Below are 18,051 nucleotides of genomic sequence, written 5' to 3'. Positions count from 1 at the left end.
ACACGGTTAATTCCACAGAATGACACGTATTTATTCTGTATGCATTGGTTTTTGATACTATGGCAATTATTATGCGTATCAAAGCTTAACTTATCGTTATAAGTACACCGTTAACTGTTAAAAAATCTATAATTACCTAGGATCTTATTTGCGCCTTATTCCCTCGTTAGCAACCGTTTTATCTCGCGTTTTTTTATTTAGTCTATGCATTTTACTGTTGCCTAGTACTTATGCGAACCAATCAAACCAGCATGAACAGATAAAAAAATCTCTTGGCCAAAAAATCATTCTAGATTTTCGATTCTACTGCGATGATGGCACTAGCTCGAAAGCATGTAAAAAGCCGGTAACCACGCTACCAAATGCGCTTAAAGACTTACTCATCACCCACAATATTGGTGGCGTTATCTTATTTTCTGAAAATATTAAAACCAACAAGCAGCTAATAGAGTTGAATTACGCCATGCAACAGGCCATGGCAAAAGCGAAGCTGCCACCGCTATTTATTGCTGTAGACCAGGAAGGGGGAAGAGTGGCTCGCTTGCCTTCTTCTATGCTCGCGCCTTTCCCCGGAAATTTGGCAATAGGGGCAAGCTATTATCAGCACGGCACTGCTTTTTCCGAAAACGTAGCGAAGGGCATTGGAAGTAGTTTGAGCTCCTTAGGGATAAATACAAATTTCGCCCCGTCTGTAGACATTAACAGTGAACCTAAAAACCCAGTCATTAATGTACGTAGTTTTGGCGAAACACCTAGCGATGTTGCGGTGCTAGGGCAATCGTTTGTAGATGGGTTGCAATCAAGCGGTGTAATAAGTGCTATTAAACATTTTCCTGGTCATGGCGATACACAAACAGATAGCCACACCAGCCTGCCCAACGTTAAGCATTCAAAAGCGCAAGCGCTAAAAGGTGACCTATTACCTTTTAGCCGAATTATCAGCGGTGGAAACCCGCCAGGTATGTTGATGAGTGCGCATATCCAATACCCATCATTAGATAGCACTACCGTCAAAGACAAACAGGGGAGGGAGATGACCATTCCTGCAACCTTGTCACGTAAGATTCTCCATGATGTATTGCGAAACGAGCTGGGTTACCAAGGCGTGGTTGTTACCGATGCATTAGATATGGCGGGCATTGCTAAATACTTCTCACCAGAAGATGCCATGATAAAAGCCTATCAAGCGGGTGCCGACATTGCCTTAATGCCGTTCACCATTAGAACACCACAAGATATCAACATGTTTGCTGCATTAATGGGCAAGGTAAGTAAGCGAATAAGCAGTGGTGAAGTTCCCTCAACACAGCTTGCAACTTCCGTACAACGCATTGCGTTGCTTAAAGCTAAATTTAGCCTGAATAGGTACGCTGAGAAAGCGCTTTCCTGGCGGGTTTCAGACGTACAGAATAATGTTAAAAAAACACGTAATATTCAAATTGAGAAAGCGCTTTCTAGGGCGGCGATCACATCACTTTATGGCGCCGAAAAACTCCCTGTTACTCAGAAAACCTGGCTGGCGTTAATGCCTGATGCGCTTAGGTGTTTAGCGCTTGAAAAAAGTTTGACTAGTATTGCGCCCACGCTGAGAATGGCTTGCCTGCCGCTTACTAAGCTGCCAAACAAAGCCACCTTCGAATATGCATTGAAGCAAGCTGACCTGTTAATCGTGGGGGATATCTCACCGCAACATGCCGTTTATGAGATGAAAGGCTTCGATAATGAAGAAGCGATGGCTTCAAGGGCACCGCTAGATGATGTGCATAGATTTACTAAATCAGCCTTGCAACAAGCTAAAAAACAAGGGCTTACCACGGTTTTAGTGCCGCTTCGTATGCCCTATATAGCTAAAGAAATGCAGCCGCACACCGATATCGCTATTGCTACATTCAGTTACAACGTAGATAGTGAGATATATAGCCCTATTTTTGATGCTCTAATAGAAACCATATTAGGCCTGAACAGACCCAACGACTATGTGCCTGTTCAGTGGAGCGGCGCATCTGAGTAGTGTTAGTGTTAGTGTTAGTGTTATAGCGCCGGCCAGTTAGTAGAAATTCAAATAATCGATGTTGCGTGTAAATTATTGATAATAAATAATTAAGTTTAGTGGTTTACAGTGATTCGTGCTAACAAACTAAAAACAAAGTAACGTAAAAATACGACGCCATACGGCGAAACACTAAGTTAAGTGTGACTTGGCAATAAGAATAAAATGGAGTTTCAGTGTGGATACAGTGGTGGCTTTTCTCATGCCTTTTATTCCGCTAGTACTAGCAATTGTACTGGTGGTATTGGGGCTAGGTGCACTTCATTACGTGCTACTTGCGCGACAATCTCACTTAACCAGTGAAGAAAAATTGCCACGCCAAGTTACTTTGTTAGTACTTACTATTGTAGGTTTGGTCGTCATCTCCATGGCACTTCCGGTGAACGAAAGTACGCGCAATCAGGTGATCGCCTTAATTGGCGTTTTGTTATCCGGTGTCATCGCGTTTTCATCTACCACCATGGTGGGAAATTTGATGGCGGGTTTGGTATTACGGGTAAATAAACCGTTCAAAGTGGGAGACTTTATTCGCGTAGAAGATTACAGCGGAAGGGTAGCTGAGATGGGCTTACTAGATACGGAAATTCAAACCGAAACTCGTGAGTTAATTGCTTTTTCAAACACCCTAATGGTGAACACACCGGTGAGAGTAACACGTGCCTCAGGTGCGATTGTCTCGGTTGATTTAAGTTTAGGATACGATATTCACCATTCAGAGGTTGAGAAGCACTTACTAACTGCAGCGGCCAATGCTGAATTAGAAGACCCTTTCGTTCAAGTGATCTCCTTAGGAGATTTCTCGGTAAGCTACCGAGTTGCAGGCTTGCTTAAAGAAGTGAAAAGCATGCTAAGTGCGCGCTCGCGATTACACAAATCGGTGCTTGATGCATTGCATAACACGGGCATTGAAATTGTCTCACCGACCTTCATAAATCAGCGGCCTCAAGTAGACGGTGTGCAAATGATTCCTCGGCAACCTGGCTCATCAAAAGAGGCAGCTGCTTCTCAGGAAGATGAGGAAACTAATCCCGAGGCCATCATTTTTGATAAAGCGGAAGAGGCTGAGCAGCACGAGAAAAATCGAGAAGGATTAGCCGAGCAAATTGTGGCTATCAGCAAGCAACTTGAGACCGCAGAGGGTGACGAAAAAGAACAGTTGAAAACACACAAAGCGACGTTAGAAAAGCGGCTGGCTGACCTCGTCGAGCAGCACCGCGATGTGTGAATAAATCACCCCACTGTGCAGGCTTAAACCAATCGCGCAGGTTGCGCTATTCGATACCCCTCTATAACAATCTTCAGGCACCTGACTGGCAAGCGGTGCCAGTGCACTTTGGTTCAAACCCGGATTAGTGAAGCCCTTAGTACCCGCAAAGCCGCAACAGGTGATGTCAGTAGGAACAATAACGTTTGAAGTACAAAGGTTCGTCAACGCGTTAATAGCAACCCCTGAATCTAGCTTAGTACTTGAACATCCAATATGAAGCATTGTAGGGGCATCTGTTTTAACCACCTTTACCCGAGGTGAAATGTACTGAAGTAAATACTTGCTAACTTCCAATATCTCTATTTTGTTGAAGTCTGAGTTGTTGGTGTTTTTTGAAGTTACGTTATAAGCACAAGCGCTGTTGTCAATGATGACAGGCCAGCGTCCTTGTTCTGAAAGTGTGTAAACTTCTTGTGTCCACGCCGCGAGTTTATCTCTCGCGGTGATTGCTTCACCTTCACTATCCCAAGGCTGGCCACAACAATGGTCTTTTGCGCTAGAGAACACCACTTCCACGTTGGCTTTTTCACACAAAGAGACCACAGCCTGAATAACACTTTTTTCATTAGCGTTGCCACCGAAAACTTTGCTTGGGCAACTTACCATGTAAACTACTTTTGAAACCGTCTGAGAAAGCGCCTCAGAAAGCGCTTTCCTAGCCATTTTCTCAGTCACTTTCCCAGCGGTATTCTCAGAACAGTTTTGCTGCCCTAAATGGGTAGGTAACTCGGCGATGTACCCAGCTTCTTTTTCAGTCGCTTTATGTGCTTCAGAAGCTGTTTCATTAGCGTGAGTAGTAGCGTTAAAATCTGGTTCGTTTTTATACTGCGAAGTATTTTTGTTATATTGCGAAGCTTGGGGAACAGCACTATGAAGCTGGGGTAAATGTAGTGCACCTGTAATAGAATTAAATGCCTTTTCGCCAATTACCCCTTTTACTTTATGGCCGATGTTTAGTGAAAAACGTGCAATTGATAACGCCTTATCGGTATGTTTAGCGGCAAGATCACTGACTAATTTGGTCGCAGAACCTCTAGTACGCTGGCCACGTATTTGTTTTATCCACTGCCCAGTATCAATGCCTACCGGACAAGCGCTAGCGCATAGCCCCGTTGCTGCACAGCTATCTACGGCTAGGTGTGAAAACGCTTCGTTAATTTCATTAACAGCCGCAGGTTCTGTCAAAGACGTTTGTCGGCGCTTTAATGCAATACGTTGACGGGGCGACAACGTATAATTAAGCGAGGGGCACTGAGGCTCACAAAAGCCGCACTCAATACAGGCATCTACCGTGTCTTGTACTGCAGGCATCGGCTTAAGGTGAGTAATATGCGCTTGAGGGTCGTCATTTAAAATAACCCCTGGGTTTAAAATACCCTTAGGATCGATAATGTCTTTTAGCGCGCGCATTAACGCCACACCTTCATCACCCCATTGTGCAGTAAGAAACGGCGCCATATTACGCCCCGTTCCATGCTCGGCCTTTAAGCTCCCCGCAAAGCGCTGTGTCACTAGCACGCTTATATCGGCCATAAAGGCCTGATAGCGGTTGATTTCATTTGGGGTATTGAAACCTTGGCTAAACACAAAGTGCACATTGCCATCGAGTGCATGACCAAAAATAATGCCGTCGTGGTAATCGTGTTTTTCGAATAAGGCGACTAACGCATTTAACCCATCGGCCAAACTTTCTAATGGAAAGGCCACGTCTTCAATAATGACCGTGGTACCAGTGGGCCTTACTGCGCCTACTGCGGGAAATAGCCCTTTTCGAATGCTCCACAAGTTTTCGATGATGTTGGGCTCTGCGGTAAAATCTTGCAGAGGCTGGCCTTGCTTCTGCTCTTGCTTATGCTCTTGTTTAGGTGGGTGCTCATATTCTTTACTTATACCCACTGTTGGCTGGGTTAAAATTTTGCGCACCGTCTTAAGCGTACTATCTAGTTCAGCCTGTGACGGGGCACCCACGTCAATAAGTAGGGCAACAGCATCTGGATTGCTAATATTGCGTTTGCTAACCACCACCTTGTCTAGCAACGGCGCAACGGCGCGCAATGCTCTGGCGTCCATCAACTCTACAGCATCTACATCACAGGCTTTTAGCGCAGGAATAACTGCACAAGCGTCTTTGAAGTTTTCAAATAAATACAACCCGGTTTCTCGCGCCCGAGGCAAAGGTACGGTGTTGTAGGTAATGTTAGCAATGAAGCCCAATGTACCTTCTGAACCAATCATTAGGTGTGTAAAAATATCTAGCGGGTTGTCATAATCAAGTAAGGCGTTGAGGCCATACCCCATAGTATTTTTAAGGCGATATTGATAGCGTACTTTTTCAGTCAATGCTGTATTCGCTAGTAGCGAGTTGCGAAGCGCAGCAAGAGAGGCTAACAATACACTATGGCTTTGCTCAAACGCGGAAATGCTTTGTGCATCAGCGGTATTGACTTCACTGCCGTCGGGCAACAATACGTGAATGTGACGCAGAGTGTGATACGAGTTGTTTTTCACCCCACAGCACATGCCCGATGCATTATTCGCTGCAATGCCGCCCACTTTACAGGCGTTAATCGAAGCCGGATCTGGCCCAATTTTTCGGCCATAGCCTGCCAATATTCGATTCGCTTTTGCGCCAATAACCCCTGGCGCTAATGATATTGCTTCGCCGTTATCTATTACCTCATACTGTTGCCAATCTGGGGTTAGCATGACCAATACCGAGTCTGTAATTGCTTGACCAGATAAACTGGTGCCCGCCGCTCGAAATGTCAGGGCAATATTTAAGCGATTTGCCATTGCTAATACGCGGCACATAACGTGAATACTCGGCACTTTTATGACTAACTTAGGAATTTTGGTGTAAAAGCTGGCGTCAGTAGCAAGGGCAATTAGCCTAGGTTTATCGCCAATAATATTTTCAGGCGCTAACCATTCACTAATGCCCGTTAAAAAGGCATGAAAGTTATTAGTTGCGTTATGCACTACCTGTTCGGTCTTGGCTTTTCCCTTCCCGTTATGGTTATTCATGATGCGTTTCTGCTTTCATATTGATAGTGTTAACGCCGCCTTTTCCTTCGCTAGGTAATTCAGAAGCCGTTGCCGGATATAGCAAATAGGGGGCGCGAAGTTGTTTAAATGTGGCTAAGCCTTCAGCCCAGCTTGCTTGTATTTGCTTGCTGGTTTTCCCTGCGATAATGGCCTGGCGGAGTGAATCCGTACCGGCTAATTTATCGAAAAAATCTGGGCGAGTGAAAAAGGTGATGCCTTGTTCTTTAAACTGAGCATAAGCGCTAAGTAGTACCTCAATATCTAACCCGGAAACAAGGGCTTGAGTCATTAATGAAGCCTTCAGGGTAGTGTTATTGTGTTTAGGCGATGGTGCTGCTTGGTTAGCAGCTACGTCTATACTTTCATCGCCAAGCGCTACCACAGGGTGGCCGATAAGTTGAAAAGGAAGCGGTGTACCTCTTCCTACACTTACGTCCGTGCCTTCAAAAAAGCAAAGGGTGGGGTATAAGGCAATGGCAGCATCAGTAGGTAGATTCGGGCTGGGGGCAACAGGCAGAGAGTAAGGCATTTGTTTATGATAATTTGCCACGGGAATAACCGTTAACAGCGCCTGCTGCTTGGTTTGATGCGCCAGCGACTTAGATTGCTGCTGCGCTGGCTGTTTCGCATCAATGGCATCGGTCGCAATCCACTGTTCACCCACTATCATTAATGCGAGCTCGCCTAACGTCATGCCGTGCAATACAGGAATGGCGTGCATGCCTACAAACGATACATAATCAGGCTGTAAAATAGGGCCATCAGTAAAGGTGCCATTAGGGTTGGGCCTATCTAATACTATGACAGGAATATGCGCCTGAGCAGCGGCCTCCAGCACGTAATGTAAGGTACTTAAATACGTATAAAAACGCACCCCTACATCTTGAATGTCGAACACCAAAATATCGGTATTGGCTAACATGTCGTCCGTTGGCTTTTTCGTTTTACCGTAAAGGGAGTGAATAGGAAGACCCGTTTTAGCATCAACATCGTTATCTATTTTTTCACCCGCTCCCGCCTTGCCGCGAAAGCCATGTTCGGGCGACATAATACTCACCACATTGATATCACGACTTAGCAACGCGTCGACTAAGTGAATAGGCTCCAACGAACTGTTTTTTACACCCGAGCTTTTTATCGTTGAGTTTTTTATAATCGAGCTTTGGTTAACTACCAGTGTGACTCGTTTGCCTTCAAGTAAAGGCAAGTATTCTTCAAATTGCGCTGCGCCCACTTGTAACCTACGTTCGGCAACGTCAGCCTCCTCATGAACTTTGGCATAGCCTGGCGTACTAAAAGTAATAGCAGCGCTTAATAGCAAAACGAATGTAAGTAGCGACTTGATAGGCATTTATGAAGGTGGCCTTTTAAAGCGGTTGTTTTACAGCGTGACGCAAATAGCCATTGCTGGCCACCAATTGTTTAGCCGCGTCGTCGGCATTAGCCCCCGTTAGCACCATTAAGATAGCCAGCTTTGCATTGTTGTTCGATGCTTTTAGCGCGGTAGCGGCGTCGTGTTCATTACATTCAGTGGCTTGCATCACAATGCGTAGGGCGCGGGCTTTTAGCTTTTCGTTAGTTGCGTTGACATCCACCATTAAGTTTTCAAAGGTTTTGCCCAGCTTGATCATGGTAGCGGTACTTATCATGTTAAGTACCAGCTTTTGCGCAGTGCCAGATTTCATTCTTGTTGAACCGGTAAGTGCCTCGGGGCCCACCACTGGGCAAATGGCAATATCGGCATGTTCAAATATGGCCGAGTTTGGGCTACAGGCTATAGCCGCAGTAGCCGCGCCAATAGATTGCGCATACGCAAGGGCGCCTGAAACATAAGGCGTGCGCCCACTTGCTGACAACCCAACCAGTGTGTCGTGTTGACTAAGCGTAATATTAATAACATCTTGCTTGCCGGCTTCTCGATTATCTTCTGCCCCTTCAACTGCGTGTAAAACCGCTCGTTCGCCGCCAGCAATAATGCCGATTACAACCCCATCTGGCACACTGAAGGTTGGCCGACATTCAGCTGCATCTAAAATACCTAGCCTGCCACTGGTGCCCGCGCCTATATAAATGAGTCGCCCGCCTTTTGCGATGCTTTGTGCAGCGGCGTTTACCACTTTGGCGATGGCAGGAATTTCGGTTGCCACACTTGGGGCAACTTTGGCGTCTTCATGATTAATTCGCGCCAGCATTCCTTCTGTGGAAAGGGTATCAATATCTACAGTATTGGGGTTTCGCCCTTCAGACACTACCCGTTCTAAATCTTTAGCGAGGTGGTGAATACTGCGTGATGAGTCGGTGGGCTGCATGGTGATACCTTACGAAAGACAATGGGAGTTAATTTGCTATACATTCATGCTGGAGGTCTTGGCTAGCATACTGAATTTGCATATATGTGTAAGAGCAAATTAACCATATTTACAACGCATTATAATGTGGCGAACCTGTAGCGTAAACCAGAGAGGCGCAAACCAACAAGGCGTGCTCCATAGGGCAAAAGATAACAGAAGCATAGTTCGTACGTGCGTTCATAAATTTGTGTACCGAGAATTCGATTTCATTCAACTCGTGATACACTCTGCCCCTATGCAAATACAAAGGATTATCTGTTTACTGTGAGCCGTCAAACCCAAGCCATTATTCACGCTGATGCTATTTTAAGTAACTTTAAACTATTAGCAGAATTAGCCCCTACAAGCCGTTCTATGGCGGTGGTAAAAGCAGATGCTTATGGGCATGGTGCAGTTAACGTTTCACGTATTCTACAACATGTATCCCCTCGGTTTGCAGTGGCAATTATTGAAGAAGCTATTGCACTTAGAGAGGCAGGGATAACAGCGCCTATCGTAGTGTTAGAAGGTGCACACCAAGCTAAAGAGTGCGCTATGGCTGCATCACATGGCTGTATTCTAGTAATGCACAATCAAGCGCAATTAGAATGGATGTTAGCCTGCCCTGAAGACCGTCGGCCTACTATTTGGCTAAAAGCCGACAGTGGTATGCATCGGTTGGGTTTCGTGCTGAACACGCTACCGAGTATTGTTAAGCAATATGCGTCGCTTATTACGCAAGATACCGTGCTAGTTACTCATTTAGCCTGTGCAGACGACACCAGTAACGACTTCACGCAGAAGCAACTTAGTGCGTTTTTACAGATAGCTACACAGTTAGCGCTTCCTGTCAGTATCGCCAATTCTCCGGCCACCATTGAATGGCCACAAAGCCGTGGCGATTGGAACCGCCTAGGCATTGCGGTTTACGGCGGCCAGCCAAATACGGCCAATGTGGCATTAGCCCCTACCATGACGTTACGTTCTAGTATTATTGCCCTTCGCGATGTGCCAAAAGGCGAGTCGGTTGGTTACGGTCAAAACTGGGTGGCACAAAAAGATAGCCGCATTGCTACGGTAGGTATTGGTTATGCTGATGGTTACCCAAGGCATTGCCCTAACGGTACGCCTGTTGCCGTAAACGGCGAGCGCGCTGGCCTAGCAGGGCGTGTGTCTATGGACATGATCACCATCGACGTTACCCATATTTCGAACGTTAACATTGGCGATAGGGTAGAACTTTGGGGTGAGAATGTACCTATTAACGAGGTGGCAGAAGCTGCAGATAGCATAGATTACGAATTGTTAACCCGAGTATCAGCCCGTGTACCTCGCATAGTGAAATATCGCTAGCACTTACAGTAGTTTACATTCTTGTAAATGCGCTGATGAATGACCATTCACCGAAACAATGGGGTGTTTTTCACTCGCTTGTGCCTATACTAACGTCCCACTTTCAGTATTGAGATGAATATTTCATCTTCGACTGTTGTGGGTATATCACGTAAGTGAGGTTTGTATGCGTACTTCGTTTTCTCGCCCTAGGGTGAATCGAGGACTAGTAAGTCGACCGTTTAAGCCTGTGCAGAAAAAAGCAGTAGGGTAGCGACAAGGATACAAAGCGTTACGTTAGGAATAATATAAAAACCCGGCATTGATATGGCCGGGTTTTTTACGTTTAGCGCAGGCGAAAAATTAACAGACTAGTTGTTTTGAGCGTGTAGATTAGTGTTTACTGTTGCACACGACTGCACGCTAGACCCCTTTTTTTCAGGCGACTTTTCACTCTCTTTATTCGCAGGTATATAACGTTCTGGGCGATGGTTTAACGAAATGACCATATTTAAGCAGAACGCGGCTAGAATCGAAATAAGCACTAAATGCCATGGAATAAAGAAAAGCCCGCAAAGCAGAATAACGCTGTCTACCGTAAGTTGAAATGTACCTGCGCGCACATTAAATCGAGACTGCAGGTAAAACGCTAAAATACCCAAGCCGCCTAAACTAGAGCTATGTCTGAACATAATCAGCATGCCCACGCCTATAAGCAAGCCACCAAAAATGGCAGCAAAAATAGGATCAATGCTAGAAATGTCGACGAAGGCTGGGATCTGCTCAGTTAAGACTGATACCGTGGTCACAGAAATAAATGTATTCAATGTGAAGCGCTTGCTGATGCGAGTCCACGCTAGGGTATAAAATGGCAAGTTAATGAGGAAAAATAGAACACCAAAGTCCATATCAATTGCGTAAGTCCCCAGCAATGCGATACCCGCAGCGCCACCCACCATCAAATCTTGTGATTGGAATAGAAATACACCAAACGCCACGAATAATCCGGCACTAACTAATGCAAAGATATCTTCGATAACACTGTGATTGGAGTTTTGCATAAGTGGCGATTCTTAGTTGATAAGACACGCTGTAATTATACGTTTACGCTGATAGGGTATACAGGGCTGTGGTTAGATAACATGCTTAGCTTAAAATCTATTGGTACGCACAGCTTTACGACTTTTAACCGCAGAGTAAACGGTAAGTTGCTGACTTGTAAATATTGCACTATTTCTGAGCGAAAAATGGGTTATTCCACCACTGAAAACACCACAATGTCTTGTCTGTTGAATTCAACACGGCAGTGCATGTAGCCGAAGTTTAGCGGGCTATAGGCCACTATTCGGCTACCAACCGCTAAAAATTCGGTATCCCATACCAGTAAATTGGTGGTATTTAATTGTCGTTCAACACTATTTTTCGATACCCCTGGCGTAAAGTTATCACATAAATAGATAACTTCTTTTCTGGCTTCAAGCCCATAAAACGCCGTTGCAATGAGTATCGCAATGGCTAATATAGCCACAATGTCGGTAATGATTGAACGCTTCATGGGGGACAAAACAAATCTCCAGAGGGTGTAGTTACACCTAATTAAGGTTGGCAGGCGCAGGCTGAAGTAAATCCCACTTATTGCCAAAACAATCTTTAAAAATAGCTACTGTACCGTAAGCTTCTTCTCGCGGCGTTTCTAAAAATTCAACGCCTTTATCACACATTGATTGATGATCGCGCCAAAAGTCATCGGTATGTAAAATCATAAAAACTTTACCCCCAGCTTGCTTTCCAATCATCGCTTTATCTTCGTCCGATTTAGCTTTAGCTAACAAGAGTGACGTCGCACTGCCTTTCGGTGTGACTAATACAAAGCGCGATCCTTCCCCTTTATCTCTGTCTTCGGTAAGTGAAAAATTAAGGGTTTGGGTGAAATAGGCAATAGCACTGTCGTAATTGTCTACAAGGAAGGTAATAGCTGAAATGTGATGCTGCATAGAATCTTGTTTTACGTAAATTTTGTGAAATATTACCGACTATTTAACGCAAATGAAATGTACTTCATCGACAAATGCGCTTTACATATTTCGTGTACGACAATGATCTTTTTGTAAGGTTCACTCTATATAATTTGTACTGAAGGAATATATATCACAGTAATGGTTTCCATGATGGAGTGCATCACATTGTGAGTAAACTGACATTAGGACAAGGAATGAACAGACAACTTCCACTACTTTCCTTAGCCGCGCTACTAGGCACTAACTCCTTAGCAGTGCAGGCAGATGAGCTTCCTTTTACGCTGAGTGGCCACGTACGGGTTAACTATGGACACCAAGACTGGCAGCTACCTGAGATAAGAGATGGATTCGAATTTGAATCTATTAAGTTAGGTGTCGCTGGCGAGTCAGATCAGTTTAGCTATAAAGCAGAATACCGATGGTACGAGAATACCGATTTCGACACTATTCGCTTTGCCGAACTTACCTACCATTGGGACGAATCGACCGACATTACCGCAGGTATCACCCAAACTCCTTTCGGCTTACAGCCCTTTGGTTCAAACAACTTCTGGTTTTCGGTAAATTACTACTTAGGCTTTGAAGATGACTATGAAGCCGGTATTAAGATAAATCATGATTACGGTAATTGGGACTTTCAAGCTGCTTACTTCATGAATGATGAATATAACGATGCCGCTGAATTTGGCCGTTACTCATTCGATGTGGCCGATGATGGTGAGTTTCGTAACCAAGAAGATGGGCAATACAACTTACGTGCAAACTATACCGCGAAGCTGCTGCCTAGGAGTACTACCGACATTGGTGTGTCTTACCAATATGGCGATATATTAAATTTAGATACACTAGAAGAGGGTGACATGACGGCTTACGCCGTTCACGTTCGTCATCAGCAAGGTGATTTTAAAGTAGAACTACAATACATTGATTACGAGTACGACTTAGCTGCACCGGAAGGCCAAGCGACCGATAGAATTTCGCTTTCTGCATTTACCTTTCCATTCTTAGCGGCTGCCGATGGGTCGACATATTCGGCGAATTTGGTGTATTCCGTACCTTATAAATTCACCCGTATTAACTCACTTACGTGTTATACCGAGTACAGTGTGGCGCAGGGTGACGAAGCGTCAGGCCGAGATTCATCGCAGTGGATAAATGGCTGTAGTTTTGGCTGGGACAAATTGTTTGTTTATGTAGATAGTATTCAAGGGAAAAATATGTGGTTTTCTGGCGGTCCAGGCGTGGGCTTAGACCTAGGTGGTCGACAAGAAACAACACACAGATTGAATATTAATTTAGGTATCTATTTCTAAGGGAAGATTATGCGTTTATTAGCTATTTTCACACTACTTTTGGCGTTAGTCCCACTGCAAAGCTGGGGGCATGCCTGGCTAAAAATTAAGATTGCTACCACTGAATATGCACCTTACACCTCTTCAGAGATGGAGCACAACGGCTATATTAACCACATTATTTCACAGGCTTTTTTAGAAACCGGAGTGGTGGTTGAATTTGTCTCAATGCCGTGGGATGAAGCGGTAGAAGCCACATTGAATGGCGAATTTGATGCACTGTCGTACGGTAATTTTGTGCGCGCTAGAGGCGAGAAATTCTGGCACAGCGACCCTATCACTGCCGAAAGCTTAGTATTTTATGTTAATTCAAAATCTGACATAGCGTCATGGTCGAGTTTTGACGAACTTAAAGACAAAAAAATGGGGGTGACAGAAGGCTATTTGTACAATAACGAGTTGGCCGCTTATATTGAAAATACCCCTTCGGTAACCACCTACGCTACAGATAAAGAGAACCTTGAAGCCTTAGTGAGTGGGGAAATTGATTTGTTTCCCATCGATGATTTAACTGGTTGGTATTTACTTCAACGCGACTTCACTAACGAGCAGCGCCAAGCGGTAATGACTATCGACCCGTTTATCTCTACCGTCACCACGCATTTACTGGTAGCAAAGGGGAGAAATGACGACAGGCTTCTTATTGAGCTTTTCAACAAAGGCTTAGAAGAACTAACATTAGAAGGGAAACTAACTCGCTTTAAACGGTTGTTAAAAGACGGTTTTTACCAAGATCCTAAAAAGCCGGTTAACTTTGACAGGCGCTAACGGTTTAGTACTTGCGACAATGAGATAACCGGCAAAGGCTATACCAGAGTTTTATTAAAAAAGAGAGCTTGCTCTCTTTTTTTGTGAGCTAAAAGTGAGGTAAAACATATATTTACTCTCTGTGTATACCAAAGATATAAGGAAAGTTTTCAATGCACATATATACTTCAGGCGTTGAGAATATGCTCAATGATTAGTCTGCCAATTGGTATTTTAACCAAGCTATAAGCATTGCCAAAGCGGCGGAAAACCAGCGAGAGAGCAGTAAATGTATACATGCAGTAGTATAAATGGGTGGCTAAACCCAGTTAAGAATGTTGCGTTTTATCTTTTTTTACCCTGCACTGTTGTGGCTGCCGCATTCGCGTTTTCCGCCAATGCCAATGCCAATGCCAGCGCAGAGCCCATTCCAGAAGTAAGTGTTACGTCTAGCCAAAATAGCAGTTCTGCTGACAGTTTGAAAACTCAGACCTTGAAAACTCAGACATTGAAACCTCAGACCTTGAAAGCCCAAGCCCCCAGATTTGATATTAGCGGCTCTTATAGACTTAAATACGAACACCTCAATAACCCTATTTTTCCTTCATCCAGTGAAGATAGAGCCCAAGTAAATCGACGAGTTTCATCTCGCCTGTTAGTGAAAGCACAGGCTAATTGGGATGTGTTCAATGTAACCCTTGAGTTAGCCGACTCCCGCGTATGGCTAGATGATAATGACCCCACGTTAAAATCAGCGCAGGTGAATACGCTAGAACCCTTACAGTTTTTCGCTCGTTATACGCCCCAAAACAGTCAATATTTAAAAGGTATTACGGCGGGACGAGTTACCTTTGATCACGGCAGTCGAAGGCTGATAGGACAAGGCGTGTACCGCAATACCAAAAATGCATTCGATGGGGTACTGGTAGATTATCAAGTTAGCGATTGGAACATCCGTGGTTTTTACTTGCTGCCAGTCAGTCGATTACCCAGCGACAGCGGGGCAGTGGCCGACGCAGAACGGGCTTTTGATAAAAGCTACAGTGAGCGTGAGTTCTTTGGTTTATATGTCACTTCACCAGATAAAAACGTGAATTTTCACAGTTACTGGTTGAAAGAGGAAGACTCTGAAAAACTTGCCACGAAAAATCGTGACCTATATACACTTGCCGTTGAGTACACCAAACCGTTTGCAGAGTTATGGAAAGCCAATATTGAAGTGATTGGGCAAACCGGCACGTCACACCAAACCGCAAGTGCAAGTGATACTACTGAGCTAGATGTAGAAAGCTGGATGGTGCACGCTAATTTGGGTAAAAAAATCACTGACTTTACCTTTCTAAGGGCGGAAATAGACGCGATTAGCGGCGACAATGATAGCGCAGATAATACCATTACCGACTTTGATAGCCTTTATGGTGTAAGACGTTTCGATTTTGGCCCAACAGATGTTTATCAGGCTATGCCCCGAAAAAACTTATACACAGTGGGCGCGAGAAGTGTGACCAAACCTTCGAAAGAACATAATATCATGGTGAGCTATAAGGCCATGTGGTATCAAAAAGCCCCAGAGTCTGTAGATAACTTCATTGGGCAACAGTTAGAAGCAAGATGGCGTTGGGAGGTAAAACCTTCACTTAGGCTAGCTATTGGTGCGGCTTATCTGCTGAAAGGCGACGGCTTCGAGCGAGGGGATTACCCTGATGATAGCCAGTTTGTATTTACCGGCGCGCTATATACGTTTTAAATAAGTACTAATTCTTACTCATTTTAATCTAATACTGTTGGAAGCTCGCAATTTTGTGACGGGAATAGGTATACTCCGTAACCGCTTCTAGCAGTTTGCGATTAAGGGAAAAGATTGAGCGACAGTACTTCACTCACACATTATCAACGCTTCATGCGCATGGTGCAGTTACTTGGCCCAGGCGTTCTAATGGCCACTGCCGCCGTTGGCGGAAGCCATCTTGTTGCCTCCACCCAAGCTGGTGCAAAATTCGGTTGGCAGTTGGTGGTACTTATTCTGGCGGTTAACGTTTTAAAGTACCCTTTTTTCCGTGCAGGCGTTAGCTATACCATCAGTACTAGGCAAACCTTGCAGTTCGGTTACCATAAGATGGGTAAGGGTTATTTAATTGTGGCATTGTGCCTAAATGCCTTGGCTTCAGTGGTGAATGCCGCCGCACTTTTGTTATTTGCTGCAAGTTTGTTGTCTTATTTTTTGCCTTTCAATGTCTCTATTGCCATCGCGTCGGCCGCTATTTTAGGGGCTATACTGTTTATATTGCTAGCAGGGCATTTTGAAGCCCTTGAAGGGGTGGCAAAAGCCATCATGGGGGTGCTGGTGTTGGCTACCGTCGCTGCCTTTTGCGCCGCAGTGGTGAATTTAGAGCCTAGGCCACCTAGCTTTGAATCACCATCACCCTGGACGCTCGCGACCGTAGGGTTTTTAGTGGTCACTATGGGGTGGATGCCCGCACCAATAGAGATATCTAGCATCACGTCGTTATGGTTAAGGCGCCAGTGCCAAAACCAACCAGTAACGCCAAAAAATGCCTTGTTCGACTTTAACCTAGGTTATGCGGTGACCACCATTCTAGCCTTACTTTTTTTAGGCTTAGGCGCATTGGTATTACACGGAAGTGGCGAAACACTTGCAACAGGCGGTATAGGCTTTTCCCAGCAATTAGTTAGCCTTTACGCCAATACCATTGGCGATTGGGCACACTGGCTTATTGCCGTGGTAGCCTTTCTTTGTATATTCGGGTCGGCATTAACCGTTTATGATGGCTATGCCCGCGTGATTGCCGAAGCCATTTCGTTGGTATTACCAAAGAAAATGGCGCGTGACGCAGTATTCGTTCCCGTGCTACTGGCTATGGCAGCCATTAGTTTTAGTATCGTACTGTTTTTCAAATCTGCGCTGCTGGCCATGTTAGGCTTTGCTATGACACTGGCCTTTGTTACCACGCCCATGTTTGCATGGCTAAATCATCGTTTGGTAAAAAGTGCTTCGCTGCATGAAGATGCAAAAGCCAGCTGGTGGGTAACATTGCTTAGCTATGTAGGCTTGGTGTATTTGTTTGGCTTTTTACTGCTGTTTGTTTGGTGGAAGTGGGGCTAGGCTGGAACTTAGGTTTGGCTAAGACTGAGCTAGGCGCGGCAAGTTACGATGGCGTGCGTTTTGTGAAGGCAAGTGCAACTATCTTGTACAGTACGTAAAAGCCTACAGCAATGAAACTGCTGCAATAAATGGGCTTAACAAGAGCCAGCACAACACGTAAAGAACAAGCCCTTTCACCCCTATTTCAGACGCCCTAGCAAGTAAGTCTATAGCGCCTAATATAAGTGCCGTGGCGCAAATTAGGCCAACTACCACGGTGGTTATAATTAAAAGTGCGTTTTCCACGTTTAGGCTATCCTAGCTTCTTTTGCCAAAATAGCGCGTGGCCTTCACCTTCCGCCAGTTCATAGCTGGTAAAGCCAAACTTTTCATAGGCCGATTTTGCCACTGTGTTATTACTTAATACTTCTAAGGTAATCTTGCAGCAGCCTTTCTCTAGCGCTATTTCCTCTACTTTATCTAACATTTTTTGGCTAAGCCCTAAACCACGGAACGCTGGCAACACAGCGATATCGTGAGTATTAATAAGTGGTTTGCAGGCAAAAGTAGAAAATGCTTCAAAGCAATTTATTAGCCCAGCGGGTTTGCCGTCAACATAAGCAAGAATACTAAAGGCATGGGGTAGTGTAGAGAGTTTATCGACTAAGTTGTCGTAGGTATGTTTAGAAAGTGCCTCAGCGCCGCCCATAGGATCTTTCGCATATTCGTTTAGCAAATAAGGAATAGCTTGCTTATGTGCGTCGTCAAAATAATCTGCTTTTATGATTTCTATATTCATACATACCT

14 protein-coding genes are annotated in these 18,051 nt (G+C 44.8%); 7 read left to right on the top strand and 7 right to left on the bottom strand.

Annotated features, from left to right (window positions below):
* Nucleotides 1-148 precede the first annotated feature (148 nt).
* The gene (locus AMBT_RS15530) at nt 149-2,011 is read left to right on the top strand and encodes a glycoside hydrolase family 3 N-terminal domain-containing protein (protein WP_013785587.1); all 1,863 of its coding nucleotides are present in this window, start codon (nt 149-151) and stop codon (nt 2,009-2,011) included.
* Nucleotides 2,012-2,252: 241 nt separating this feature from the next.
* A complete protein-coding gene (locus AMBT_RS15525) occupies nt 2,253-3,275 on the top strand; it encodes a mechanosensitive ion channel family protein (protein WP_083820200.1) in 1,023 nt (340 codons plus the stop codon).
* Here the strand turns inward: AMBT_RS15525 and AMBT_RS15520 are convergent.
* From AMBT_RS15520 to murQ, 3 genes are read right to left on the bottom strand one after another with little or no spacing between them, the layout of a single operon-like run.
* Nucleotides 3,228-6,341, bottom strand: a complete 3,114-nt coding sequence (locus tag AMBT_RS15520; RefSeq protein ID WP_013785585.1) for an FAD-binding and (Fe-S)-binding domain-containing protein — start codon at nt 6,339-6,341, stop codon at nt 3,228-3,230. The genes AMBT_RS15525 and AMBT_RS15520 overlap by 48 nt on opposite strands.
* Nucleotides 6,334-7,713, bottom strand: a complete 1,380-nt coding sequence (locus AMBT_RS15515) for an exo-beta-N-acetylmuramidase NamZ family protein (RefSeq protein ID WP_013785584.1) — start codon at nt 7,711-7,713, stop codon at nt 6,334-6,336. The genes AMBT_RS15520 and AMBT_RS15515 overlap by 8 nt, the downstream gene beginning before the upstream one ends.
* 16 nt (nt 7,714-7,729) lie before the next feature.
* Nucleotides 7,730-8,671 (bottom strand): N-acetylmuramic acid 6-phosphate etherase, encoded by a 942-nt coding sequence (gene murQ / locus AMBT_RS15510; RefSeq protein ID WP_013785583.1) that lies wholly within the window; start codon nt 8,669-8,671, stop codon nt 7,730-7,732.
* A 306-nt stretch (nt 8,672-8,977) separates the two neighbouring features.
* Between murQ and alr the strand changes: the two genes are divergently transcribed.
* On the top strand, nt 8,978-10,045 hold the full coding sequence (gene alr / locus AMBT_RS15505) for an alanine racemase (RefSeq protein WP_013785582.1): 1,068 nt from the start codon (nt 8,978-8,980) through the stop codon (nt 10,043-10,045).
* A 350-nt stretch (nt 10,046-10,395) separates the two neighbouring features.
* Here alr and AMBT_RS15500 read toward each other — a convergent pair whose 3' ends face one another.
* The 3 genes from AMBT_RS15500 to AMBT_RS15490 all read right to left on the bottom strand — a co-directional run bounded on the left by AMBT_RS15500 (nt 10,396) and on the right by AMBT_RS15490 (nt 12,018).
* The gene (locus AMBT_RS15500) at nt 10,396-11,085 is read right to left on the bottom strand and encodes a YitT family protein (RefSeq protein WP_013785581.1); all 690 of its coding nucleotides are present in this window, start codon (nt 11,083-11,085) and stop codon (nt 10,396-10,398) included.
* Between the two features lie 191 nt (nt 11,086-11,276).
* Nucleotides 11,277-11,579, bottom strand: coding sequence for a hypothetical protein (locus tag AMBT_RS15495; protein ID WP_013785580.1), 303 nt, complete (start codon nt 11,577-11,579; stop codon nt 11,277-11,279).
* A 37-nt stretch (nt 11,580-11,616) separates the two neighbouring features.
* Nucleotides 11,617-12,018, bottom strand: coding sequence for a VOC family protein (locus tag AMBT_RS15490; protein WP_013785579.1), 402 nt, complete (start codon nt 12,016-12,018; stop codon nt 11,617-11,619).
* A gap of 218 nt (nt 12,019-12,236) precedes the next feature.
* On the opposite strand from AMBT_RS15490, the gene AMBT_RS15485 reads away from it, so the two are divergent.
* The 4 genes from AMBT_RS15485 to AMBT_RS15470 all read left to right on the top strand — a co-directional run bounded on the left by AMBT_RS15485 (nt 12,237) and on the right by AMBT_RS15470 (nt 17,265).
* On the top strand, nt 12,237-13,355 hold the full coding sequence (locus tag AMBT_RS15485; protein ID WP_013785578.1) for a TonB-dependent receptor: 1,119 nt from the start codon (nt 12,237-12,239) through the stop codon (nt 13,353-13,355).
* Between the two features lie 9 nt (nt 13,356-13,364).
* The gene (locus AMBT_RS15480) at nt 13,365-14,162 is read left to right on the top strand and encodes a substrate-binding periplasmic protein (RefSeq protein ID WP_013785577.1); all 798 of its coding nucleotides are present in this window, start codon (nt 13,365-13,367) and stop codon (nt 14,160-14,162) included.
* 268 nt (nt 14,163-14,430) lie between these two features.
* Complete coding sequence (locus AMBT_RS15475; protein ID WP_013785576.1) at nt 14,431-15,888, top strand: alginate export family protein; 1,458 nt, start codon at nt 14,431-14,433, stop codon at nt 15,886-15,888.
* Nucleotides 15,889-16,002: 114 nt separating this feature from the next.
* On the top strand, nt 16,003-17,265 hold the full coding sequence (locus AMBT_RS15470) for an NRAMP family divalent metal transporter (protein WP_013785575.1): 1,263 nt from the start codon (nt 16,003-16,005) through the stop codon (nt 17,263-17,265).
* Nucleotides 17,266-17,557: 292 nt separating this feature from the next.
* On the opposite strand, the gene AMBT_RS15460 is transcribed toward AMBT_RS15470, so the two are convergent.
* The gene (locus tag AMBT_RS15460; protein WP_013785572.1) at nt 17,558-18,043 is read right to left on the bottom strand and encodes a GNAT family N-acetyltransferase; all 486 of its coding nucleotides are present in this window, start codon (nt 18,041-18,043) and stop codon (nt 17,558-17,560) included.
* Nucleotides 18,044-18,051: the final 8 nt, after the last annotated feature.

The organism is Alteromonas naphthalenivorans, assembly GCF_000213655.1.
Taxonomy (GTDB): domain Bacteria; phylum Pseudomonadota; class Gammaproteobacteria; order Enterobacterales; family Alteromonadaceae; genus Alteromonas; species Alteromonas naphthalenivorans.
This window is presented reverse-complemented; position numbering and strand designations above follow the sequence as displayed.